Here is a 25,191-nt window from a genome sequence, read left to right as displayed (position 1 = left end):
CAATGGCAGACGAAGTTAAGAAGAAGGTTGTTGAACCGCCGGGACCGGGCGACGCGCAACTTTGGCGCATGGGCGTGGAAGACGAACGTATTAATTGGAGCCGTCGTCAGTTCTTCGTCAAATTGGGTACCGCCTCAATCGCCGTAGCCGGACTCGGGACAGTCGTGTTCGCGTACCAGTTTCTCTCTCCGAATGTCCTATATGAGCCTTCGCTGGTGGTGAACGCTGGCAAACCACAGGGTTATCCGCCGGACTCGGTCACTCTGGACGTAGCGAATCGGATTTACATCGTGCACTCGACCGAAGGGTTCTATGCACTCGACGCGGTGTGCACACACCTGGGGTGCGTGACCGCGTGGAAACCCGAACAACACATCATCGCGTGTCCGTGTCACGGCAGTAAGTTCAATCCTGACGGAACGAAAATCGAAGGGCCGGCGCCTAAGCCCCTTCCGTGGAAACGCGTGTGGGTTAGCGACGAAGGCAACCTGATGGTAGACCGCGGCGCCGATGTTGCCGTGCGTCAGTACGTGAGAGTCTGACATGGCAAACAAGATTCAATCCTACTGGGACAGACTGCGTGCCAGCCGTGTCTGGAGCAGCGTCTTCCGCAGCGGCCCCGGAGGCAGCCGCTTGCATGATGCTCTTGCGGTGCAGCAGAACGTGTTCTTGCACCTGTTCTCGGTTAAGGCACGCAAGCGTTTGCTCGGATTCAGTGCAACGTGGTATCTGGGCGCGCTGACCTTTGCCGCGTTCCTCATTCTGGTGATTACTGGCGTGCTGCTGATGCTCTACTATCATCCGTCGGTGCCGCAAGCCTATAACGACATGAAGGATTTGCAGTTCGTCGTTTCGTCGGGCGTGTTCCTGCGCAACCTGCACCGATGGTCTGCGCACGCAATGGTCCTCCTTGTGTTCGCGCATATGTGCAAGGTGTTCTACCGGGGCGCTTACCGTCCACCGCGCGAATTCAACTGGGTGATCGGCGTAATCCTGCTGCTGATTACGCTGCTGCTCAGTTACACCGGCTACCTGCTGCCGTGGGATCAACTGGCGTTCTGGGCGGTGACAGTTGGAAGCAATATCGCTTCAGCCGTTCCGATCGCAGGTAAGCACATCCGGTTCCTTCTGCTCGGCGGCAACCAGGTGAACGCCAACGCACTCCTGCGTTTCTATGTGCTGCACTGCGTGATTCTGCCGATCGTCGCGACCTTCTTTATTGCGATCCACTTCTGGCGTATCCGCAAAGATGGTGGACTGTATGCCCCACCGCCAAATGTAGTCGCCGACGACATCCAGCCTAAATCTGCTGCCGCATCGGAAGGAACTCTACGATGAGTGACGAGCAAAAGCCGTTTGTAGCGGGAATTGATTCCGATCAGAGAAAGGCGCCAGTTCGTGTGGCGTTTGTCACCCGTCGCACGTCACCCGCCGTGAAGGTCGCGGATGAAGAGCACCTGATGACGTATCCCGGCGTGCTCTTCCGTATTGCTGTAGCGATCGAGGTGTTCTCCATCTTTCTTATTGCGTTGGCGTTGGTCTGGGACGCTCCGCTCGAAGGCCTCGCCGATCCAATGCACACACCCAACCCAGCGAAAGCGCCGTGGTACTTTCTCGGTCTGCAGGAACTTCTGCACTACTTTCCACCGGTGGTTGCCGGAGTGCTCATTCCCACACTGGTCATTATTGCGCTGATCATCATTCCGTATTTCAACGTGAATGTCGAAGGCAAAGGCCTGTTCCTGGAGGACCGCGCGCGACGGCTGAGAATTTTCGCTTCAGTCTTACTCTCGTTGTCTGTGTTCCTGATCATGTTCCACGTTTACATCGCACTTGTGCCGACACTCATCGTTGCCGTGTTGATGGTGATGGCTGCGCGGCAAGCGGCGAAGCCCGGAGCAGAACCGCGGCGTGGGTTGGCAGCCAAGCCACTCTCGTTCTGGATCATGACTTGGTTCCTCGCAGAACTGGTGCTGCTGACCGCAATCGGCACGTTCTTCCGAGGCCCAGGATGGTCGTGGGCGCTGCCGTGGAGGACCTACTGATGCGACAGAAAATCAGTTCTCTGTGGCATACGCTGTTTGGCGATCCTGGCCGCGCGTTCGGAGTCGTCAGTCTTATGCTGCTGGTATTGTTGGCTAGTGTTCCAGCCAAGAACCACTTCAGTGAATGGCGACATTATCAGAATCAATACCAAAGATTGGTGCGTGGCCGTGCCGAAGCGGTCACACTCGAAAAGCACATGCCGCAAGGCATTCAGCAGATTTGGATTCCCGAACAGGGAGTCGTTGATCGTTGCACGACGTGCCATGTCGCATTAAAAGAGACCAGTCTCCGCGATATACAGGAGCAGCCGTTCCGAACGCATCCACCGATTCCGCATAACCTCAGCGAGTTCGGGTGCGTGACATGCCATCGCGGCCAGGGTCCGGCGACGACCGTCGAAGAAGCGCACCATACTACGCTCGCGTGGGAACAGCCGATCTTGTCGGCGCGCTATGTCGAATCCGGCTGCGGCCAGTGTCACTTGAATCATTTGACAGGGACCCCAAAGCTGAACGAAGGCAGGCACCTACTTGCCCGTGAAGGCTGTGTCCGCTGCCACATGCTCACGATGGCAGACGGTGTGGTAATGCAAGGCGCAGATGATCCGCCGTCACTCGTTCACATTGCCGACAAAACTACGCGCGAGTGGATGTTCGCCTGGATCAAAGACCCGCAGAGGTATTCGTCTACAGCGACGATGCCGAACTTCGGTCTAAGCGACGACGATGTAAGGGACATCACGGCGTTTCTCGTCGCACAGAGCGCACCACTTCAGCCGAATGCACCGAAGTCGACCGCGACGCCAGGCACGGCCACCGATCTGCAGGCAGGCACGAGCCTGTATGGGGAATCGTTCTGCGCCTCGTGCCATGCAACTCAGAATGCCGCCGGGAACAAGGTGGGAGGTGACCTGGGGCCCGAGTTGACGAAGATCGGAACAAAGGCGAAGCCGGAATGGTTACAGGCCTGGCTGCGCAATCCGGGCGACTACGATCCGGATACCAAGATGCCGCACTATCGCTTCGATGATAAGCAGGTCGCCACGCTGACCGCCTTCCTGATGGCGAAAAAGGATGATGACCTGCTGGCCAATGTTCACCTGCCGAACGCGACACCTGAACAGGTAAAGCACGGACGAGCGCTCGTCTTCGAGTACGGTTGCGCATCGTGTCACGGGATCAACGGGATCAAGAAGCCGGAGAACTTTGCTCCCGACCTGAGCCGCGAAGGCAGCAAGCCGTTCGCGCAGATCGCGTTTCCGGCGGACGTACCGCACACGCTGCCCGACTTCATCGTCGCAAAGGTGAGAAAGCCGCGCGCGTTCGGACCAAGCCTCAAAATGCCGCAATTCACACTCACCGAGCAGCAGATCGACGCGATTACGACCGCGTTGATGGCGCAGACCGATCGCGCACAGACACAACCGGTCAACATGCGAGTGGCTGGATACCACGAGTCGAAGTATCAGCCCGCTGGCAAAGCTGGTCAGCTCATGAACGACCTCCGTTGCTTCAGTTGCCACGCCATCAATGGACACGGCGGCGACATGGCGCCTGATCTCACATGGGAGGGCACCTCGGTACAGCGCAAGTGGCTGGCAGATTTCCTGAAAAATCCGGAGACGCTTCGCCCCACACTCATCCGCCGCATGCCGAAGTTCAACTTGAGCGACACAGAGATCAATATTCTGACCGACTACATCATGACGGTCTATCAGACCCCTGCTTTTGATCGCGACGAAATTCCTGCTGCCGCTCTCACGCCCGCGATGGCCGAGCAGGGACGCGAGTTGTTCTACGGCAAGTACGCCTGCCAGTCTTGCCACATAGTGGATTCAAAGGCGGATAAGGGATACATCGGGCCTGCGTTGTGGAGCGTGGGGACTCGCTTGAACGCCGCGTGGGTGTATCACTGGCTTAAAGATCCGCAGAGCCTGCGTGCCGGGTCGCTAGAACCCGATCAGCATATGACCGATGTTGACGCCCGCGCACTCACAGCATTTCTTATGTCTCAGAAATTGTCTCAGAAATCGAGCGGAAAGCAGGTGGCGAAGAAATGAAACCGTGGATCACTTGCGTCATCGTCGCAACCGCGCTCGTTATCAGTTGCACCCACAAAAGCAAAGGCCCGGCGCAGCCCACGGCGACCGCGCACGGTACGGCTATCGTCGAATCCAGCGGAGGCAAGCAGGTTGCTGGGGTAGGTAGCCCGCTCGATCAGCCAGTGGTAGTGCAGGTCAACGACAAGGACAACAATCCGGTCCCCGGGGCACCCGTGCGCTTTAGCGGTCCTGCGGAAACAGTGTTCACGCCGGCTGAAGGAGTTACCGATTCAAGCGGCCAGTTCTCGACGAACATTTACCTGGGAGGCTCCTCCGGACGATACCGGCTCACTGCTTCTACTTGGGACAGCTCGGGAAAGCGAATTGATGTTCAACTCGAGGAAGTCGCACTCGGTTACCAGCAAATGCTCGGGCACGAACTGAACGAGGAATACTGCGCACGCTGTCACGACTCGGAATCGACCGCACTGCGGGTTTCCAATCACGATAACCTCGGTGCCAACGCGCGCCCATTCACCGAGGGCGACCCCTTCAATAAACTGAGTGACGCAGATCTGACCGATCTGATAGCGCACGGAGGCGTCGCACTGGGCCGCTCGGCCGAGATGCCGCCGTGGGGATACACCTTGACGAACTCCGATATTGCCGCGCTGGTCAGCTACATTCGCGCGGTTTCCGATCCGCCTTACCGGACGAAAGGTGTGGTTTATGTGCAGAAGTAATGCGGTCGCATTTTTGGCAATCGTTGTCTTGCTGTTACCGCTCTCCTCCTCGGCGCAGGTGCTGTCTGTTTTCGAAATCCACGACCCAGAAGCTAGGCGCTTACAGCAGAAGTACAACCAGCAGTTGCAGCAGATCGGGGCTCAAATCCATGGACACGAGTTCCCGTATCACTTCTATTTGAGTCGGGTGCTGGACATGGAAGAACCGCAACAATTGCGGACGGAGCAGAGTTCCATCGGCTTCGACATATACAACAAGCAAATGGTGCTGGAAATTACCGGCAACTACTACGCGGCATACTCTCGTGAACTGATGGACAAGAGCAAACGGGTACGCCAGACATTCAACGACGTCATCTTACCCATCCTGCAAGCCGCAGTGCGGCAGTTCCCGAATGACGATAGCTTCGTAGCGTTTGCCGTGGAGATCTCTCACCATGTGCGCGGCAAAGTCAGCGGTATCACTACAGAAAACGCTGAGAACATCGTATTCATCATGCCACGGGCAGCAGCGCATCGCCTGGTGGTGGCAATGACTCCTGAGCAACAGCAAGCTGCCGCGTTGGACGGAGCAGTGTATGTGGACGGTGAACCGATTGCGCTGTGGCTGACAGGAGATGAATCGCCCAACATTATTGCGCACGACGGCTTCGTGAAGCCCGAGAACCGTAGGGATCACGTCGAGGTCGCCAGCATCGGCACACCCGCTACCGTACCGGGAACACCAGTCTCACCAAACTTGATCAAACCGAACGATTTCCCGATACGGCTAATCACACCCGATACTCTGAAAAATCTGGAAATGACCCATCAGGGGACCATTGAACGCATGGTTCGCGGACTCGATGCACAGGCGCATTTCGTTTCTTATGCACCGCCTGCGTTCGTGGCCTTCCACCAGGGTGCGTATTTACAGATGTCGCTTACCACACCGCTCCAGGACAACAACAATGGTTCACGTTATCAACTCGCCGCGCTAGCTTTTGACAGCCACATCGCCCATCTTATTCGTCCCGTGCTCGCTTACTTTCAGAATGAAACGAGCTTCGATGGTGTTAGCTTCAGCACGACCCTGAAACCGGCCGGCGGCGTGGGTTCGGAGGCGGTGGAATTCTTCTTTTCCTTCAAAGCAATGAACTGCTTCGCTAATTACGACTGCACCGGTCAGGAATTGCTGGACTCTGGCATTGTCCTTATTAATGGCGAGCGCGCCGGAGTAAACCTTCAAGTTGCGGAGAGACAATGAAGGACGAGTTTGTAGCACGGTATAGCACTGTAAGCGCTGGTGATTTCCGGTCGCAAGGTGGAATTTAGAGAATTTGTAGAAACTAACGATTCACCCGTAAGCAGCTGTTAATCATCTACTTACCGCGGAATCAGTGGGTTACACTGAAACCGTCAAACGAGTCCCTTCTTCGGCACCAGACATTTATCTCAGCAGCTAACAGGGCTAGTTACTAGCCCTGTTACTATTTTTGGGCCAAAGCTGCCTGCGGCTGGACTCCACTGGCGGCGACTGGATGCCTTTCACCCCTTTCACCCCAGATACACTTTTGCCTACCAGAGCTGCTCGCGCGACACATCCCAAGTAATCTTGCTCTCTCCGGTGGCCGCATAACGCGGTAAACGACCCGAAGGTGCGGCCCTGTATTGCTCATAGCTCAAAGATCCTCGCCGTAGGCGGTCAATGAAGCGCATGGGTTCCGAACGCAGTCTTTTCGGCGCTGACGATGCGCTCTTGTTATTTCCCCTGGTCGCGCTCGGGTAGTCAAGCGTGGCATAGGCGTCTCTTCGCATACCCAACCGTTCACTATGCTTCCGGGCCTTCGCCACAAGTGATTCTTTGGATCCGGTTGAGAGTTCACGGTTTTTTGATAATCAAGTACATCATTCTCAACGCAGCTGTATCTAAACAGTTCTGAAATCTGCCATGCGAAAGAAGTCGGACATATGGATTGCACGATGAAAAATTCCGCCACTGTACTTGCAAATCTCGACGATTTGCTCCCCGGCTTGGAGTCCGTCTACAAAGACCTTCATGCTAGTCCCGAACTGTCGATGCAGGAAACACGGACGGCTGGCATCGCGGCGGACCGCCTTCGTGCTGCCGGTTACGAAGTGACCGCCGCCGTCGGAAAGACTGGCGTTATCGGTTTGCTGCGCAATGGCGAAGGTCCGGTGGTCATGCTTCGCGCCGACATGGACGCGCTTCCGGTTCAGGAAGCCACGGGCCTGCCCTACGCGAGTAAGGTGACGGCCACCGATAGCACCGGGAAGAGTGTGCCCGTCATGCACGCCTGCGGTCACGACATGCATGTTACCTGGCTGATAGGCGCAGCCACTCTGTTTGCGAAGTCTCGTGATGCGTGGAAGGGCACGCTGATGGCGGTTTTCCAACCAGCGGAGGAAACGGCAGCGGGTGCGCAGGCAATGATCGATGACGGGCTCTTTCAGCGCTTCCCGAAACCGAGCATCATATTGGGTCAGCACGTCATGGTCGGTTCCTCAGGCGACATTGGCACTCGCTCCGGCGTGATCACCTCTGCGGGAGACAGCTTCCAAATCCGAATGTTCGGTCGAGGAGCTCACGGCTCGATGCCTCAGTCGAGCATTGATCCGGTTGTTATGGCCGCTGCTACCGTCCTTCGCCTGCAAACGATTGTGTCGCGTGAACTCGCTCCCTCCGACGCTGCGGTCGTTACCGTCGGCTCGCTTCAGGCCGGCGCAAAGGAAAATGTGATTCCCGACGAAGCAGTCATAAAACTGAACGTACGAACTTTCGATGAAGATGTCAGAAAACGGGTACTCGTTGCAATCGAACGCATTGTCAATGCCGAAGCCGAAGCATCGAGAGCGCCCAAAAAGCCCGAGATCACTCGGCTCGACCGCTACGCATTTGTGAAGAATGATCCAGAGTCAACAAGACGTGCGGTTGACGCATTTCGAAGCTATTTCGCAGCGGAGCGCGTGAAAGAAACCCAACCAACTACCGCGAGCGAAGATTTTGGCTCTTTTGGAACTGAGTGGCAGGTCCCGTCTGTATTCTGGTTTGTGGGCGGGACCGATCCTGAGACGTATGCTAAGGCTAGGAAGTCGGGCACCATCGCCGACATCCCAACCAATCACAACCCGCGCTTCGCACCAGTCATCCATCCAACTTTGCAGACAGGCGTGGAGGCGCTGGTGGTTGCCGCTCAGGCTTGGCTATCAACCTAGGCTGCGAAAAACCCGAAGGCATCGCGAGTTTCGGCTCTCACAAGAAGGAGTCCAGTAAAGGCTGTGTGGCGTAGAGCAGCAGATCCGGCACGCAAAATCTCCGATAACGAGAGCGAAGTTGCCAGCAATGTGACAGCAATAGGCAGCGAAGCCGAGGAGTTTCGAGGCAACGATCGTGTGCTCTTCGGTATCATTCTTGGCGTCATCACGTTCTGGCTGTTCGCCCAGACTACGTTGAACATCGCCCCTGATATGGGGCGCGATCTGGGTCTCGGTGCCAGCACAATGAACACCGCGGTAGCGATTACTGCGCTCTTCTCGGGCATCTTCATCGTGGTTATGGGCGGCCTCGCCGACCGCGTCGGCCGTGTTCGCATCGTGCGGATTGGGTTCTATCTGAGTATCGTCGGCTCACTCTTGGTAGGACTCGCCCCTGCCGGCCGGTGGGCCTCGTCGTTTCTGCTGACAGGGCGGGCAGTGCAGGGATTGTCCGGAGCCTGCATTATGCCGGCTAGCCTGGCGTTGGTGAAAACCTACTGGGACGGCGCCGCGCGGCAGCGGGCGGTCAGCCTATGGTCGATCGGTTCCTGGGGTGGATCGGGTCTATGTGCATTATTCGGCGGGCTAGTAACCCAGAGCCTCGGCTGGCGCTACATCTTCTTCGCTTCTGTTGTGGCTGCGTTACTCGGTCTCGTGTTGATGAGAGGCACTCCCGAGAGCCGGGCGACGAATAATGCAACCTATCGCTTCGATTTTGCCGGTGTAATCACTTTTATGGTCGCGATGGTTGCCTTGCAGATTGTCGTCACACAAGGGAACAAGTTCGGGTGGACCAGTCTACCAGTGCTTGTCCTGATCGCGGTCGCTCTGGTAACGGGCGTTTTATTCGTTCGCGTCGAGACACGAACCTCCGCCGCCTTCGTCGATTTTTCACTCTTTTCCAATTCGACCTACACAGGTGCCACCGTTTCCAACTTTCTCCTCAACGCCGTGGCCGGCACACTGATCGTGTCCCTGGAACTAGTCCAGCTTGGCGGTAACATGACCGCGAAGCAAGCTGGCATGCTCACGCTCGGCTACGCTGTTGCGATCATCTCTTTCATTCGCGTGGGGGAAAAGCTCTTGCAGCGTTTTGGTGCGCGGAAGCCGATGATCTGGGGTTGTCTCATCACGGGCCTGGCGATCCTGTTTCTTTCGCCAGCAAACCTGCTGCTAAAGGATTACAGAATCTTGGCGATCATTGGCTACACGCTGTACGGAACAGGCTTGGCGTTCTACGCCACGCCTTCGACCGACGCCGCACTATCCAACCTTCCGGAAGGCCAGGCAGGAGCCGGGTCTGGCATCTACAAGATGGCTTCCTCGCTCGGGGCTGCGTTCGGGGTTGCGATCTCAGCGACGATCTTCACCGCCCTCAGCAGCGGTACCGACAGCGCACGTTGGATGGAAGGGGTTATCACCTTTTATGGCCGCCAGGACAACCCAGCAGTTCGTGCGGCGGCGATGATCGCGCTGATGTTCAACCTACTCATGGTAGGCGTCGCTATCCTGTCCATCATGTTGACGATCCCCGGCGGCAAGAAGGCGCACTGATGAGGAACAGGCTGAACAATGGCGAAGGTCCCTGTCGAACTCCGCCGTTACTTCATTCCTGACACGGGTGTCTGGTAGAGGAGATGGTAGTAGCAGCTCAGGTTTGGGGTGTCGATATAGGCCAGATGATCGTCAACGAACAAGTCGTTGTCAACACGCTGCTGGTCGCTTTCGACCTTGGCGGCACCTTCGTTTTCGCGCTCAGCGGCGCCACGGCCGGGGTCAAGCACAGGCTCGATCTCTTCGGGGTTTTGGTCTTGTCTTTCGCTGCGGGCAACTCGGGTGGGATCGCCCGCGATGTGATGATTGGGGCGGTTCCGCCAGCCGCCATAAGCTATTGGCCGTACATCGCGGTCTCACTTGTTGCCGGGTTGATTACGTTCTACTGGTATCGAATTATCAACCGGCTGCGTAGTCCCGTGCTGGTGTTCGATGCCGCAGGATTAGCCCTCTTTGCGGTTTCTGGCGCCAGTAAGGCGCTGGCCTTTCACTCCGGCCCGTTTGCGGCTTTGTTGCTTGGCATGCTCACCGGAATCGGCGGCGGCATGGTGCGCGATGCGCTTCTGAGTGAAATACCCACCGTGTTGCGCACCGAGCTTTATGCGGTTGCGGCCTTCGTTGGCGCAGGTGTGGTGGTAATTGGAAGGATGCTGCATCTGTCGTCTTCCGGGGTGGCCATAGCCGGCGCGGCACTCTGCTTTGGACTCCGGTTTATGGCCATGCATCGAGGCTGGCATCTTCCGACCGCCCGCTTGCCAAAACAATCGGACGAAGAAACGAGTGCTGATCTCAACCGCACCACAAACTCAATGAGGCACTAGATGAGCGCAACTGTGCTCGTGTGCGGGAGTATCTTCAATGGTAATCGACCTCTCGGATCGGAAGCTCCTAGTTGATGATGAGTAAGTCTGCCGCGGTTGTCGCCACATCTATTTCTCAAAATGTGAGAACGCGACTCATGTGGCAGCGATGCTTGTACTGCTTGCGAAACCCAGGTTCACGCCGTTTTGTTTGGCTTGTCCCTAGCGCCGGAATTATCGCTGGCTGGCTTCGCCTGATTCTATTTTCTGATTGAACGTTGAGGATTGGCCGCGTGGCACGCTTAAGGGATTCCAGTGGGAGTGTTGAAAGTGCTTGGCCAAAAACACGATTTGTCCGCAGTGATACGCGTAATGAGCAATCTGCCGATTCACGGCCTGCATCACCGAGTGTGCCTCGCCCCGGATGAACACCGTGCGCTTTATGTCCTTCGGGAAGAGCGGTTCAAGCGCAGAGAACAGGCAATTCCAGCCCGACTCCCACATACTCATCAACTCTTCGCGGCCTGATGGCGGTTCCACGAACTCGCTATCGCGGTTGCGATTGGGTTTCTCCCCGTCGCTGGTGAGGAAGTCTGTCCAACGAGAGCGCATGTTCCCGGCCATATGCTTGACGATCACGGCGATGGAGTTCATCTCCGGGTCTACCACTGCGACGAGTTGCTCGTCTGTTACCTGTTGCATCGCCCCTTCCGCCAACTTTTTGTAGTAGCGAAAGAGGGACAACGAATCCTCAAGATACGATGTCGTCAACTTCAATCCCATGCCGTGATGGTATGCGAGGAGCCCTGATTGAGTTGTACGCCACAAAAGAAGCCACGCACGATTGGCTTACAGTCAAGTGAGGCTATCGTTGCACTTTTCCGCTGGAACCAGCAGGCCGAAGTCGGTGAGCTTGCGTACCAGGTCTGAATCCAAGGTGACGTTCTCGCGCGCTGCGATGGCAGCAACGGCCTCGCTGGTCGGCTGTCCGCCGAAGTGCTGCAAGACTCCGAGCAACCGAGCCGGGATTTCAATCGGGTCGTAGTCGCAATAAGTGGAGAGACACACAACGTCGCTGCGCATGGAAACCAGCTTGAATGATCCGCAACGCAGAGCGGGTTCGGGAGCGGTGTGGCCGAGCTTCGCGTAAACATCCTGCGTCATGCGAGCCAGGAGTCGGACTTGTGGCCCGCAGATTTGCGCTACGTCAGTCCAGCGCAGGCCGTCGACCTTCGCGGCGCATTCCTCAAAGAATTGCCGCTCTTGTCCAATCCACCGGTCCCACAGTGCGCGATACGTGGTCGACTTAACCGTGCCCTCCAATTCGCCTTCAGCGATCGTCTTGCAATCGTCACCAAGTTCGAGCAGGCGTTCGAGCGCGGTACCGCCAACGCCAAGCTCCAACACACACCAGCGGGAGAGTGCCCACTCGATGCTCTTCAGCAGGTTCTCGAGTGCCTCGCGCCAGAAGTGAAATCCGGCAGCGCCGCGGTCGTGCTTGCAGAAGAAGGTCGAGCAGACGGAGTTGCGGTGAGGCCAGATAGCGCAGCGGCCTGGGTCGCCAACGTAGTGCGGACAGAGCAAGGTCTCACTGCGCCCGAATCCCGCAGCTACGTGGTTGTACCAAAGCGCATACGTGGCGGTTTGACCGATGCCCAGCGGCGTGACGCCTAGCATTTTTGCGAGCCGGCGCTCGACACTGGCGCGGCCTTCGGCCATTTCCGGTGAGCCGTCGCGTAGTATCCGCCCCGCCAGAAAATTTGGCAGAGTCGGCGAAAAGGTGCAGCACTTCGTCCGCGGATTGAAGAAAATCTGCCGGTCGTCGTGGTCGCCCTCTCGCCGGACCATTGCACAATCGGAACACGTGGCGCGGGTTTCCTCCGGCGGCGCGCCCCCTAACAGCTCTTCCACCCAGGCTGCGTAAAGCGGAGGAAGGCTGCTGGATTTCGGTTTATTAGAAGTTGGCGTCGTCCCCAAGGTGAGTCCTCCTGAAGTCTTTCTCAAAAGCAAAAAGGGGAATGCGCGCGACTGCCTTTGACAGGCGCAACCTCCACATTCCCCAGCGTGAACCAGCGGGCCGCAGGATTATAGCTACCCTTTCTTGGTTTCCTCGCCCTTCTTCTTATCGCCTTTTTTCTTGCCGTGCTTTTTATCTTCCTTCTTGTCCTGGAGCGAGTTGCCGGAGACGCCACCGGAGATCTGCGCTACGGCATCAGTGCTGTACGACGCCGGAGGCACAGCGGCGACGACTGGCTGGACCAGAGGCGTCAGCAATGTAAGGAACATTAAGTCTCGTACTTTCATCGTTTCGTGTTTGCCCTTTCTCGCGACTTCACGAATTTCATCTGCAATGAATGCATGTGTAACGCCTGAACCGATCCCGGTGATACTGGGGCGCGGCTCAAGGCAGCTACGATAACATGCTGCTAATACGATCCATGTCTGAAGATGGTTGTCTGCAGCGACGCAGCGGTTCGCGTTGATTCTGCAAAACAGCAGTACCGAAGGACCTTTCGCCTCTCGCATACCTGGATGCTGTGCCCGGTTCAAGGAATCGAGTGTTCCGAAAAAGAAGGCCGGCTGAATGTACAGCCGGCCTCTTCTCATTCAAGGGTGTCATGCTGGGCGCAGCGAAGCATCTGCTCCATAACCCTGTCTAGCTGCCGAAAGCCAGCGAGATCAGGGTATGCTGTTCCATCTCATGCGCTTTGGCCGAGCCCGTTGCGGGGCTGGCGGCAGCTGCACGTTTTATCGAGCGTACCGGACGTCCCGCAGCCAGTCTGCGTAGGCGAGGCAGTACAAAGAAGAGAGCTCCCATGTTGGCCGGCTCTTCCTGTACCCAGATGATTTCGCGCGCATCGCCATATTGCTTGAGCATTGACTTGATCTCGCGCTCCGGGAACGGGTACATCTGGTCGAGGAAGACGATGGCCGTCTCGGTATCCTTGCGGCGCTTGCGTTCCATGCGGAGCTCGTGGCCCAGTTTGCCCGTACACATCAGCACGCGCGTGGGCTTCTCCACTTCGGTATCGAGCATAACGTTCTGGAACTGTGGCGTGCCCAGCGCATCTATGCTGCTTGCGGCCTCTGGATGCCGCAACATGCTCTTCGGTGTAAAAACCACGAGCGGCTTACGCCACCGGCGCATCACCTGGCGGCGTAGCAAGTGGAAGTACTGCGCGGCAGACGATGGCTGGCACACTTGCATATTGTCTCGCGCGCAAAGCTGTAGATACCGTTCGATGCGCGCGCTGGAGTGCTCCGGTCCCTGGCCTTCGTAGCCGTGCGGCAATAGCAGCACGAGGCCGGACAGCAGGCCCCACTTCTCTTCGCCGGCCGTGATGAACTGGTCGATGATGATTTGCCCGCCGTTGGCGAAGTCGCCGAACTGCGCTTCCCAAACCACGAGCGCTTCCGGATAGTCTCGACTGAAGCCGTATTCGAAGCCCATCACGGCGGCTTCCGAAAGCTCGGAGTTATAGATTTCTACCCGTGCCTGCTTCGCATCCAGATGGCAGAGCGGAACATACTCGCGCTCATTTTCGGTGTCGATGAGAGCCGAGTGTCGATGATTGAATGTGCCGCGGCGGCTGTCCTGTCCGCTGATGCGAATCGGCGTGCCCTGTACGGCCAGCGAAGCCAGAGCCAGCGCTTCCGCCATGCCGTAATCCACCGGGCGCTTGCCTTGCGCCATTTCCGCACGCTGCTCTAGCAGCTTCTTCACCTTGGGATGGATATGGAAATCCGCAGGATACTGCGTAAGCTTTTCGGCCAGGTCTGCGAGTTCCTCCCGCACAACCCCGGTATTCACTTCGTACGATGGCTCGTACAAACCGCCCTCGTAGTTGTCCCAATAGGAAGGCAGCGTGTAGAGCATGGGCTTGCGCGTCATCTGCTGCGCCTGCTTCTGTGCGCCTTGCAGTTCGGTCCTCACCTGCTCCATCTTTGGCTTGGGATCAACGCCGAGCTTCTTCGCGTAAATTTCATACAGCGGCGCGTGTGCCTTGATGCGCTTGTACATCAGCGGCTGCGTGATCGTCGGATCGTCTACTTCGCTATGGCCGTGACGGCGGTAACCGATTAGATCGATCACCACGTCCGAGCCGAAGGTGTACCGGTACGCGGTGGCGATGCGCGCCACGCGCGCAACTGCCTCCGGGTCTTCCGCGTTTACGTGCAAGATGGGAATCTGTAAGCGCTTGGCCACGTCGGAGGCGAAGCGCGACGATTGCGACTCGCTGGGATTCGTTGTAAAGCCGATCAGATTATTGACGATGATGTTGACCGTGCCGCCGACCGTGTAGCCGCGAAGCTGGCTCATGTTCAGCGTTTCGGCCCACACACCTTGTCCAGCAAAAGCGGAGTCGCCGTGCATGATCACCGGCAGCGTCTGGCGCTTCCCGTCCTTTCCGCGCCGCGTCTGCTTGGCGCGCACGCGTCCTTCGCAGACCGGGTCCACGGCTTCCAGGTGGCTCGGGTTGGAGACCAGGTGGATACGGATATCCTTTCCGTTGATTTCGCGGCTTCCCGTTGCGCCCTGGTGGTACTTCACATCTCCGCCACCGAGCACGCTGCGGGGATCAACATCTTCGAAATTTGCGAAAATCTCTTCTGCCGGACGCCCTACGATATGTCTCACCACGTTCAGCCGTCCGCGATGGCTCATCGCCATGACGAACTCTTCAGCGCCCAGTTCCACTCCAGCGACAAGGATGATATCGAGCAGCGGGATCAGTGATGTGTTGCCTTCGAGCGAAAAGCGTTTCGTGCCGATATAGAGGTTTTGCACGACCTGCTCAAAGAGATCGGCTTCCACGAGGCGATCGAGAAATGCCTCACGATTGAACGCAGGTGCTTCGCGCTCTAGCTGGTCCTGTATCCACCGGCGACGCTCCGCGTCGTAGATGTGCATGAACTCGGCTCCGATCGTACCGCAATAAATTCTGCGAGCCTGATCGGCGATATCGCCGGCGACGTGAAGTTCTGGGTGAAGCTCGCGCGGAAAATACCCGAGCGGGTCGAGATCGGATTCCAGGTAGCCCCAACGGCGGAACGCGTCGAAGACCCGTTCGCGTACTTCGTTTTCAGAACCTACAATTTCTGCGGTAGGGAAGGCTTGCGCCTGCAATGTAAAGTGCTCCTGAAATGAATTTGTCACCCCGGACAGAATGCCCCTGCTAAGAAGTTATCAGAAATGTTCCATGCCCGGGGCAGTTGCGCGCTCACGGGAACTGTCGCAAGTTAGCTTTCCGCGGTTACTTTATTTGATGCGTCCGACCCAGAGCTGGACGCTTCGTTCTTACGGTCTGCGCTGGCGTGCCTCAGCTCACGCCTTCACAGTTGCGACTCGTAGCGTCACGTAACTGGCGTCCGTATCCAAAATAATCTACCGAAGGTGCTACTTCGGGCGTATCAATATCATCGAAAGAGCGTTCCTATGACATCTTTTCAAACCTCCATTGTTACTGCCGTCGCGGTCCGCGCGCTGGACGTATCACGCCAATATGAGATGGGCGACTCCGTTATCCGAGCGATCGACGGCATTTCGATCGATGTGCAGGGTGGCGAGTTTCTCGCGCTGCTCGGCAGTTCCGGTTCGGGCAAGTCAACCCTGCTGAACCTGATCGCCGGATTGGATCGGCCCACGGCCGGCTCCATCGTTGTCAACGGACGCGACCTCGCGCAGATGACCTCTGCAGAACTTGCCGAATACCGGCGAAACACTGTCGGCATGGTCTTTCAGTCCTTCAACCTCATCCCGACCATGACTCTGGCGGAGAACGTCGAGCTGCCCATGCGCTTCGCGGAAGTCGAGCGCCCCGAGCGTGCCGCGCGAACCGCAGAGGCGTTGACCCGCGTAGGCCTTGGGCGTCGCATGGACCATCGGCCAACGGAACTCTCCGGAGGTGAGCAGCAGCGCGCTGCCATCGCACGCGCCCTCGTCAACCGGCCCTCGCTGTTGCTGGCCGACGAGCCCACCGGCAATCTCGACAGCCGCACCGGGCAGGAGATCATGGAGATTATGGGCGAACTGAATCAGTTCGGCATGACCGTGATCATGGTGACCCATGAGCGCCCGCTTGCCGACCGCTACGCTTCGCGCCAGGTTTTTCTGGCTGACGGCAAACTGGTGAACAACGGCCAGGAGGTGCGGCAATGAAAACCTATGACCTGGTGGAATTGGCAACCCGCAATCTCCGCGAATCCAAGCTGCGCAATTCGCTGACCACGCTCGGCATCGCCGTCGGCGTCGCTTCCCTCGTGGCCATGCTGTCGCTTGGAGTGGGGCTCCAGCAGCTTGCCAACAGCCGCCTGAGCCGCTCCGGCCTCTTCGATACCGTCTTTGTTACTTCGTCGCAGGATGATCGCGGCGTAAACAGCAGTGAAGATCGTGAGCGCGAAAAGGCCAGCGTGCCCGACCGCGCCCTCGACGACTCTGCGCGCGCCGATATCCAGCGCATCACAGCCGTGACCGAGGTTGCCCCGGAGATCCGCGTTATCGCCGAGTTGGCGTACAACGGCAAGAACCGCTCCGCATTCATCGGTGGGCTGCCGTTCTCCGCCCGCGAAAACGACGCCTTCGAGAACATGCAGGGCAAGTTCTTTTCCGGCCCAATGGCGAATGAAGTCATCCTGCAGAAGGAATTCGCGCAGGCTCTCGATCCGAATCCGCAGAACCTGATCGGCAAGCAGATCACGCTCCGCTACGCCGAACGCAGGCCGGGCGAGACGGCCGGGCAGGAAAGCGCTTCGCCGGATGCGACGGCACAGGGCGACATGAACCAGGGCGACATGAACGAAGACACATCGTTCTCTGTCGTGCGTCGGGAGCAGCCGCTAACCATCGTCGGCGTCATCGAGAGCGAGCCGTTCGGCGGCCTGCGCATGATCTCGCGCGCACGAGCATTCCTGCCGACCGATACCGCCAATAACCTGAACATGATGCAGTTTTCCGACGTGCGCAACGCCATGCGCGCCAGGCCAACCGGGAAGCTGTACACCATGCTCGCCGTGCGCGTCTCCACGCCCGGCCATGTTCAGCAGGTGCAGGACGCGATAAAGAAGATGGGCTTTCGCACCTACTCCATCCTCGACGCCACGAAGAGCCTGCGACGCTTCTTCGCCATCTTCGATATGTTCCTTGGCATCTTCGGGTCGCTCGCCCTCGCCGTCGCTTCGCTGGCAATCATCAATACGCTGGTCATGGCGGTGCTCGAACGCCGCCGCGAGATCGGCGTGATGAAAGCTCTTGGAGCGAGCGATGTCGATGTGAAGAAGTTGTTCTTTGCCGAAGCTGGAAGCATGGGAATCGTAGGCGGCACGCTCGGCGTTCTGCTTGGATGGCTCATGGGGAGGGCCATCAATTTCGGCACCAACTTATATCTAACGCGACACGATCTGCCGCCCGAGAACATTTGGGCTGTGCCGTGGTGGCTCGTCGGCAGCGCCATAGGATTCGCCGTGCTGGTGAGCCTGCTCGCAGGACTCTACCCGGCTGCAAGGGCAGCAAAGCTGGATCCAATCAAAGCGCTGAGATACGAATGAGCCGGTGTACGTTCGACACGGCAGCTCCGGCTACGAAAAGTAGAAGCCAGATGCAAGAGCGGGAGGGCATCCTGTGCTCAGCGAGGGATCTGCTATTAGAACGATCTTTCGGTCAGTCAACGGCGTGCCGGATGACGCAGTTTGAGTTTCAGCATCTTTGGGTACAGCATCTTCGAAGTTTGCTCTGAAATTGCTCTGAGGTTCTTTGAAGTTGCTTTGAGGGGGCACGGCTTCAGCCGTGCCATTGGAATTGCATACAAGGGGCTTTAGCCCTTGAGGACCTGTTTTGATATTGCGATCACTCCGATTCATTCTCGCACTGGCAATCGTCACTGCGCTTGCGCCGTTAAGCCAAGCCGCTTCCAGGGTGGATTGCACTGCGCTCAAGAGCACGATCCTCAATCGCTCTGTGCCGTACTGCGTCATGTTGCCGCCCAGCTACGACCAGGACAAGACACGACGCTATCCTGTGCTTTATTACCTGCACGGGCTCGGGGACAATGAGCAGTCGTTGGTGAACGGCGGCGGGTGGAACCTCTACGAAGATCTGCTCGCGCAAAATAAGGTTGGCGAGTACATCATCGTCACACCCAACGGCTTCCGCAGCTTCTATATCAATTCCAAAGATGGCAAGTTTCTATACGAAGACTTCTTTATAAAGGAATTCCTCCCTGCGATTGAGCGGAAGTACCGGGTACGCGTCGGGCGCGGAGGGCGCGGGATCATGGGCGTCTCGATGGGTGGCTACGGAGCGTTCCACTACGCGTTCAAGTATCCGCAGAAGTTCATCTCCGTGAGCGGACATATGTCGGCCCTGCGGGAAACGCCGCCGCCAAGCCTGGACGGCACGCCGGACGCGCGCCTGCTCGGCGTGGTGTTTGGAACGCCATTCGACCCGTCTTATTACAAGAACAACAGTCCATTCACACTGGTCCGCAATGCGCCGCTTGCAGCGCTGAAGGGCATGAGCATCTATTTCGATGCCGGCAGCAATGACGACTACAACTTTGACGCCGGCGCGGAAGCCCTGCACAAGCTCCTCGTTCAGCGCGGAGTGAAGCATGAGTTTCACATCTATCCCGGCGGACACTCGTGGGCTTTCATGGCCGAACACTTCGGTGCGTCTCTTGAGTTGCACTCGCGCGCCTTCGGTCTGACGAAATAGGGGTTTCCGTCAAAAGCTGGGAACATTCATTGATTCGCTGAACTAAGAACTAGGAACTGACAAAGCCTTACCTTACAATCGTCGGCTCGTCATAGGTGAGCCGATGAATCTCAGAATTTCCCGTCTTGCACTCCTGTCGCTGATCTTCGCGTTCCTTTTTTCGGCGGCTGCTTTCGCGCAGAAGTCTGTGCCTTCGCCCTCGCAGGCTCTTGGCTTTGAAGTTGGCGCCGACCGCCAGCTTGCCGACTATAAGCAGATTTCCAGTTACCTGCGTACGCTCGCCGGCGCGTCGCCACGCGTGCAGATCGAGTCGCTCGGACAGACAACGCTCGGCAACGACATGATCATGGCCGTCATCTCGTCGCCGGAGAATCTGAAGCAGAAGGACCGCTATAGGCAAATCGCGCGTCAGCTTGCCGATCCGCGCGGACTTAGCCAGCAGCAGATCGAGGCACTCGCGCGTGAAGGCAAAACCATTGCGCTCGTCACCTGCAATATCCACTCTACCGAGATCGGCTCAAGCCAGATGGCCATGGAGTGGGCCCACGCACTTGCCACTGCGCAGGATCCCGAAACTCTTCGCCGTCTCGACAACGTCATCCTGCTTCTCATTCCGTCGCTCAATCCAGACGGCCAGATCATGGAGACCGAGTGGTATCGCAAGTACGTGGGGACGAAGTTCGAAGGCGGACGTATGCCGTGGCTGTATCACCCCTATGTCGGCCACGACAACAATCGCGACTGGTACATGCTCACGCAGAAGGAGACGAAGAACGTCACCCGCGCCGTCTACGGCGAGTGGTTCCCGCAGATATGGCTTGATGAGCACCAAATGGGTTCCACCGGGCCGCGCATCTTCATCCCGCCGTATGCGGACCCAATTGCAGAGTCACTCAATCCACTCATTTTTCGCGGGCTGAACATGATTGGCACCACCATGACGTGGCGCCTTGAGCAGCAGCGCAAGTCCGGCGCGATTTACGGCTGGGCGTTCGATGCGTACTGGCCCGGCGGCACGCGCAACACCGCATGGTGGAAGAACATCACCGGCCTGCTCATCGAAGTTGCTTCGGCGCGCATGGCAACGCCCCTGGAAGTTGCTCCCACCGAGTTGAGCGGCGGCGGTAAGGGACTCTCCGAGTACGGCAAACAGATCAACTACCCAAATCCATGGCGCGGCGGCGTGTGGAGGCTGCGCGACATCATGGATTATGACCGCATCATCTCCGATGCGATGCTGGAGACGGCGAGCACCTACCGCGAGGACTATCTTCGTGGCACAGCGCGCATGGCACAGGACGCTATCGCCGAAGGCAAACCGGGCGAGTTCTACCAGGTCGCCATAGACGGACGCCAGCGCGATCCCAACGCGGCTGCCCGGCTTGCGCACCTCATGAGCGAGCACGGCGTCCAGGTTTTTACCGATATCACCGGCAGCTATCTCATCCCGACAGCACAGCCCTATGGCAAGTTTGTTACTGAACTTTTTAGCGTGCAGCGCTACCCGGAGATCCGCCCCGTAGCAGGCAGCGGAATCCTGCAACCCTATGACGTGACAACATGGTCGTTGCCGCTGCTGATGGGCGTCACCGTCGGCAAGACCACGCTCACTCCGACAGAGCAAGCCACCCTCAAGGCGATCAGGGCTTCCGATTGGCCGACCGGCGGAGTGCAAGGTTCCGGCGCCGTCTATGTCATCTCGCATCAGCAGAACGATGTCACGCGCGTTATCAATCTTCTTGGCAAGCGCAACGCCGCGGTATCTGTGGCACGCACGAGCTTCAGCGCCGAAGGACAGGAGTTCGCCCCCGGAACCGTGCTGCTCGACGCCAGCACCGACGTGGCAAAGCTTGCCGCCGATCATCACCTCAAGCTAACCGCGCTGAAGTCTAAGCCCGATGTCGCAGTCAGCAAGCTGCGCGGTGTACGCTTAGGCCTGTACAAGCCCTATACCTCTTCCATGGATGAAGGCTGGACACGATGGCTACTGGAGCAGTACGGCTTCGACGTGAACTCCATCGACAATAAGATGATGAAGGCGGGCAGCCTGGGCGCGCAATTCGATGCCATCATCCTGCCGGACGCGGACAAGGAGAGCATTGTTGAGGGCCGCCCGCGACGTCCTGAAGGAGCGATGAAGTACATCGTCGATCTCCCGCCAGAGTACGCAGGCGGTATCGGCAAGGAAGGCATCGCGGCGCTCAAGGACTTTGTCGAAAAGGGCGGCACGCTGATCTCCATCGCAGATGCCGGAGACTTCGTAGCCGACAACTTCAACGTACCCGTGCGCAACACTCTCGCCGGAGTGCGCCCCGACGACTTCCTCTGCCCCGGCTCACTGCTGCGCATCGAACTCGATCCCAGCCATCCCGTAGCGTATGGAATGCCCGCTGAAAGCGCAGCTTTCGTAGAGGGCAACATCGCATACCAAACCACGCCGCCTATGACCGATGTGCAGCGTGCGGTGATCGCCTCGTATCCAGACAATGCCAAAGACGTTCTCGTCTCTGGATGGATCAAAGGCGCCGAGCGCCTGGAGCGCAAAGCAGCAATTGTTTCTTTCACGACGGGCAAAGGCAAACTCGTCATGCTCGGATTCCGTCCGCAGCACCGGGCTCAGACCGAGGCGACTTTCAAATTGCTGTTCAACGCCATTCACTGGGCGGGAATGGAATGAGTTAGTGCTGGCGGTTTCGCCAGGGGTGTCGTCTTCTTGAGCGGAGCGACGAAGTCGCGCAGTCCAAAGACCCCTTTGCTCCGCACAGAACTGAAAAAAAGTTTCTTCGGCTCGGGTTGAAACCCTCGCTCAGAAAGAAACAAATATCCGTATTGGTCGAGAGTTCGATAAAACCAACTTGCGACTGAGAGGCTTTCTTGGAAAACAGTCATCGCACACTTCGAATCATCTATGGCGCAATGCTGGCCGCTGCATTTCTCTACATCATCGTCGCGGAGCAGATGGCTTCCGCCTCATCTGCGCCCGACCGGATGATCGTCGGCATTGTGACGGCACTTGCCATCGGCAACGCAATTGTTGCAGTGATCGTGCGTACGAAATTGGCCAAGCCGGCAGAGTTGGCACTCTCGACCGACCCGGAGAACGCTGCCCTTCAGAACCGCTGGCGCATGGGTACCATCATTGCCGCGGCCATGGGGGAATCCATTGTTCTTTTCGGCATGGTTCTCCGCTTCCTCGGCGCGGATCGCGCGAACGTTGCGGCTCTTTACCTGATCGGCGTCGTCGTGCTTGTCTTTGCCATGCCGCGCAAGCCGCAGGTGGCAATTCCTGGAATGCCGCCGCAACCGTAAGTTGCACAATGTATCGTGCATTATCGCGCAACATACGTAGTTGCCATGATTTCCACACGGATTCACGGTTGACGTTCTCACCTGCTCGCCGCACAATCGAAACTCCGATGCTTGTATATCTATGCGGTGCTATTGAATACTCGCCCGACCACGGCAAGGCGTGGCGTGCCGAAATCACGCCATTCCTCAACGCCATTGGGCATGAGGTTTATGATCCCGCACTCGATGAAGAAAAGAACCTGACGAGCGAAGAGATGCGGAACTTCCGGGCCTGGAAAACTGCCGACCTGCCACGATTTCAGCAGACGATCCGCAAAATCATCCGCTACGATCTCGACTGGGTTGAGCGTCGCGCGCAATACATCATCGCCTACTGGGACCAGCACGCCGGGCGTGGCGCGGGAACGCAGGGAGAACTCACCGTGGCACATCGTCGCGGCGTCCCCATCTACCTGGTCACCACCATGCCTGTCGAGCAGGTCAGCGGATGGGTGCTGGGATGTGCAAGCGAAGTATTCACCAGCTTCGAGCAACTGAAGTCGTACCTCACGGAAAAGTACGCTCCACGCCGGAAAGCCGTATCGGCTTCGATGGCGCTTTAACCGGCAGACATTAATACCTGGGAACTGAGAACTGGCCTTTTATGAACATCACTAAGGGAAGTATCGGTTGGATCGAAGTCGTTTGTGGCCCCATGTTCAGCGGCAAGAGCGAGGAACTGATTCGTCGCCTGCGCCGCGCAGAGATCGCCCGCCAGCGCGTGCAGATCTTCAAACCTGGAATCGACCAGCGCTATTCCGACGACCACATCGTCAGCCACAGCGAGTTAAAGATTCCGTCCGAGGGCGTAAAGGACGCGGCTGAGCTCGAAAAGCGTCTTGACTGGCGCACGGAAGTCATCGGCATCGACGAAGCGCAATTCCTCGGCGAGGGCGTGATCGACCTCGTCATCCGCCTCGCCGACATGGGCAAGCGCATCATCATCGCCGGCCTCGACACCGATTACCTTGGACGCCCGTTCCATCCCATGCCTGAACTGCTGGCCGTTGCCGACGAGATTGTGAAAACGCTCGCCATCTGCATGCAGTGCGGCAATCCGGCCAAGCACACGCAACGCCTCATTGCCAGCAACGACCTGGTCGTGGTCGGTGCCGCCGGGCTGTATGAAGCCCGCTGCCGTCGCTGCTTTGAACCTAATGTCGCTAACCTTGAAAAACGCAACGCAGCCGCAGCCGCAGCTATGGGCAAAGGCGCGGAGAAGAGCAGTAGCTAAGAACCGTAGTTGAGAGCAGTGGGTAGCGGTTATTGCAGCTCTGATCCACGAAGGGTACATCATGCGTCGAAACGTCACACGTGTTCTTGTCATCGCGGCTCTGGTCGCACTGATTCCAACCATCGCCATCACCTGGGGCAACGAAGGCCATATGGCCATCAATCGCGCCGCCACCCAGAAAATTCCGGCCGACATGCCGCAGTTTGTAAAAAACGGCGCCGACCACATCGCCTACATGGGCCCCGAGCCCGACCGCTGGCGCGAAAAGTTGGAAGCCACGCTCAAGTCTGCGCAGGAGCCCGAGCACTTCATGGACATGGAACTCGTGGAGTTCATGCAGGCGCTGCCGAAGGACCGCTTTCAGTTCATACGCGACGTGTACGAGAATCGCACGCAGATGCAGGCCGCCAAGGCCGACCAGCGCGATATCGACATGATGACGCCAGAGAAAGTTGGCCTCCAGCCTTACGCCGCAATGGAAGCGTATGACCGTCTCAAGGTCTCGTTCCGCGAATACCGCAAGGCACAGAAGGAAGGCCGCTCCACGGCCGACGCCGAAGCCGCCGTCCTGCACTATGCCGGATGGCTAGGCCACTACGTTGGCGATGCCGCCAATCCGCTGCACACGACCGTCAAGTACAACGGCTGGGTCGGACCCAATCCAAACGGCTACAGCACCGAGCGAGATGTTCATTGGAAGATGGAAGGCCTATTCGTTTCGCGCAACCTCGACCAGCTTCCGTTTGCCGATCTCGTCGCCGCCCCTAAGAAGCTGGACCATCCCTTCGAAGACTACATTGCTTATATGCGCGAGTCGCAGGGCAAGGTAGAGCGCGTGTATCAGATCGAGAAGGCCTGCGGATTTGAAGGTGCGGGCACTCCCGAATCCCGCGAGTTTATGCGTCAGCAGCTTGGGCGCGGGGCGCAGATGCTTTTGAACCTCTGGTATACCGCGTGGGTCGACAGCGCAGTTGAGCCTCCGCCTTACGTGCCGCCGAAGTCGGAGAAGCCGCGCTCGCAGAAGTCGTGCAGTGCGGCCGTTCCCGCCGAGGGTGCTGAGAAAAAGTAGGTGCGTATGACAGCGACTACCGCCACCCTGAACGAGCGTGATCGCGATGCTCTCTTGCAAAAGGCGCAGGAAGCGAGCGAGCGCGCCTATGCGCCATTCAGCAAATTCTTCGTTGGAGCCGCGCTGCTGACAGCGGGCGGCGAATTGTACAGCGGCTGCAACGTTGAGAACTCGTCCTATGGGTTGACCAACTGCGCCGAGCGCACTGCCATCTTCACGGCCATTGCCGATGGTGCAGGCTCCGGTAAGCTGGAGATTGCCGCCATCGCCGTGGTCAACCGCGACGGCGTTCCCTGTGCTCCCTGCGGAGCCTGCCGCCAGGTGATCTTCGAGTTCGGCCCGAATGCAGTCGTGATCTACAAGAGCAGTAAAGGGGAGATCACGCAGACTC

Annotated in this window: 22 protein-coding genes; 18 read left to right on the top strand and 4 right to left on the bottom strand. The window is 57.9% G+C overall.

Features of this window, described 5'->3' with window-relative positions:
- Positions 1–2: 2 nt before the first annotated feature.
- The 9 genes from VN622_18120 to VN622_18080 all read left to right on the top strand — a co-directional run bounded on the left by VN622_18120 (position 3) and on the right by VN622_18080 (position 10,460).
- Positions 3–542, top strand: coding sequence for a ubiquinol-cytochrome c reductase iron-sulfur subunit (locus VN622_18120; protein ID HWR37784.1), 540 nt, complete (start codon positions 3–5; stop codon positions 540–542).
- Between the two features lies 1 nt (position 543).
- Complete coding sequence (locus VN622_18115) at positions 544–1,338, top strand: cytochrome b N-terminal domain-containing protein (GenBank protein HWR37783.1); 795 nt, start codon at positions 544–546, stop codon at positions 1,336–1,338.
- The gene (locus VN622_18110) at positions 1,335–2,045 is read left to right on the top strand and encodes a hypothetical protein (protein ID HWR37782.1); all 711 of its coding nucleotides are present in this window, start codon (positions 1,335–1,337) and stop codon (positions 2,043–2,045) included. Before VN622_18115 ends, VN622_18110 begins: the two co-directional genes overlap by 4 nt.
- Positions 2,045–4,105, top strand: coding sequence for a c-type cytochrome (locus VN622_18105; protein HWR37781.1), 2,061 nt, complete (start codon positions 2,045–2,047; stop codon positions 4,103–4,105). The genes VN622_18110 and VN622_18105 overlap by 1 nt, the downstream gene beginning before the upstream one ends.
- On the top strand, positions 4,102–4,830 hold the full coding sequence (locus VN622_18100) for an Ig-like domain-containing protein (protein ID HWR37780.1): 729 nt from the start codon (positions 4,102–4,104) through the stop codon (positions 4,828–4,830). Before VN622_18105 ends, VN622_18100 begins: the two co-directional genes overlap by 4 nt.
- A 13-nt stretch (positions 4,831–4,843) precedes the next feature.
- Complete coding sequence (locus VN622_18095) at positions 4,844–6,076, top strand: hypothetical protein (GenBank protein ID HWR37779.1); 1,233 nt, start codon at positions 4,844–4,846, stop codon at positions 6,074–6,076.
- A 716-nt stretch (positions 6,077–6,792) separates the two neighbouring features.
- Positions 6,793–8,046 (top strand): M20 family metallopeptidase, encoded by a 1,254-nt coding sequence (locus VN622_18090; GenBank protein HWR37778.1) that lies wholly within the window; start codon positions 6,793–6,795, stop codon positions 8,044–8,046.
- 129 nt (positions 8,047–8,175) lie between these two features.
- A complete protein-coding gene (locus VN622_18085; GenBank protein ID HWR37777.1) occupies positions 8,176–9,639 on the top strand; it encodes an MFS transporter in 1,464 nt (487 codons plus the stop codon).
- 125 nt (positions 9,640–9,764) lie between these two features.
- On the top strand, positions 9,765–10,460 hold the full coding sequence (locus tag VN622_18080) for a trimeric intracellular cation channel family protein (GenBank protein ID HWR37776.1): 696 nt from the start codon (positions 9,765–9,767) through the stop codon (positions 10,458–10,460).
- A 213-nt stretch (positions 10,461–10,673) separates the two neighbouring features.
- Here the strand turns inward: VN622_18080 and VN622_18075 are convergent, their stop codons facing one another.
- The 4 genes from VN622_18075 to VN622_18060 form a co-directional block, all read right to left on the bottom strand.
- The gene (locus VN622_18075; GenBank protein ID HWR37775.1) at positions 10,674–11,222 is read right to left on the bottom strand and encodes a DUF1572 domain-containing protein; all 549 of its coding nucleotides are present in this window, start codon (positions 11,220–11,222) and stop codon (positions 10,674–10,676) included.
- A gap of 72 nt (positions 11,223–11,294) precedes the next feature.
- Entirely contained in the window at positions 11,295–12,287 is a 993-nt protein-coding gene (locus VN622_18070; GenBank protein ID HWR37774.1) for a hypothetical protein, read from the bottom strand.
- Positions 12,288–12,530: 243 nt separating this feature from the next.
- Positions 12,531–12,725 (bottom strand): hypothetical protein, encoded by a 195-nt coding sequence (locus VN622_18065; GenBank protein HWR37773.1) that lies wholly within the window; start codon positions 12,723–12,725, stop codon positions 12,531–12,533.
- Between the two features lie 370 nt (positions 12,726–13,095).
- Positions 13,096–15,597: a 2-oxoglutarate dehydrogenase E1 component gene (locus VN622_18060; GenBank protein ID HWR37772.1), complete on the bottom strand. Its 2,502-nt coding sequence runs from the start codon at positions 15,595–15,597 to the stop codon at positions 13,096–13,098.
- A gap of 279 nt (positions 15,598–15,876) precedes the next feature.
- Between VN622_18060 and VN622_18055 the strand changes: the two genes are divergently transcribed.
- The 9 genes from VN622_18055 to VN622_18015 form a co-directional block, all read left to right on the top strand.
- Positions 15,877–16,599 (top strand): ABC transporter ATP-binding protein, encoded by a 723-nt coding sequence (locus VN622_18055; protein HWR37771.1) that lies wholly within the window; start codon positions 15,877–15,879, stop codon positions 16,597–16,599.
- Positions 16,596–17,984, top strand: a complete 1,389-nt coding sequence (locus VN622_18050; protein HWR37770.1) for an FtsX-like permease family protein — start codon at positions 16,596–16,598, stop codon at positions 17,982–17,984. The genes VN622_18055 and VN622_18050 overlap by 4 nt, the downstream gene beginning before the upstream one ends.
- A 292-nt stretch (positions 17,985–18,276) precedes the next feature.
- Positions 18,277–19,149: an alpha/beta hydrolase-fold protein gene (locus VN622_18045; GenBank protein HWR37769.1), complete on the top strand. Its 873-nt coding sequence runs from the start codon at positions 18,277–18,279 to the stop codon at positions 19,147–19,149.
- Positions 19,150–19,252: 103 nt separating this feature from the next.
- Entirely contained in the window at positions 19,253–21,826 is a 2,574-nt protein-coding gene (locus tag VN622_18040; GenBank protein ID HWR37768.1) for a M14 metallopeptidase family protein, read from the top strand.
- 197 nt (positions 21,827–22,023) lie between these two features.
- Positions 22,024–22,458, top strand: coding sequence for a hypothetical protein (locus VN622_18035; protein HWR37767.1), 435 nt, complete (start codon positions 22,024–22,026; stop codon positions 22,456–22,458).
- 8 nt (positions 22,459–22,466) lie between these two features.
- Positions 22,467–23,060, top strand: a complete 594-nt coding sequence (locus tag VN622_18030) for a hypothetical protein (protein ID HWR37766.1) — start codon at positions 22,467–22,469, stop codon at positions 23,058–23,060.
- Positions 23,061–23,101: 41 nt separating this feature from the next.
- Positions 23,102–23,731, top strand: a complete 630-nt coding sequence (locus VN622_18025) for a thymidine kinase (protein ID HWR37765.1) — start codon at positions 23,102–23,104, stop codon at positions 23,729–23,731.
- Positions 23,732–23,792: 61 nt separating this feature from the next.
- Positions 23,793–24,800 (top strand): nuclease, encoded by a 1,008-nt coding sequence (locus VN622_18020; GenBank protein HWR37764.1) that lies wholly within the window; start codon positions 23,793–23,795, stop codon positions 24,798–24,800.
- A gap of 6 nt (positions 24,801–24,806) precedes the next feature.
- Positions 24,807–25,191, top strand: a 385-nt coding sequence (locus VN622_18015; GenBank protein ID HWR37763.1) for a cytidine deaminase, incomplete at its 3' end; no start/stop codon positions are given.

Source organism: Clostridia bacterium (assembly GCA_035561135.1).
Classification (GTDB): domain Bacteria; phylum Acidobacteriota; class Terriglobia; order Terriglobales; family Acidobacteriaceae; genus DATMYA01.
Note: the sequence above shows the minus strand (reverse complement) of the source record. Positions and strands in the feature narration are given on the sequence as shown.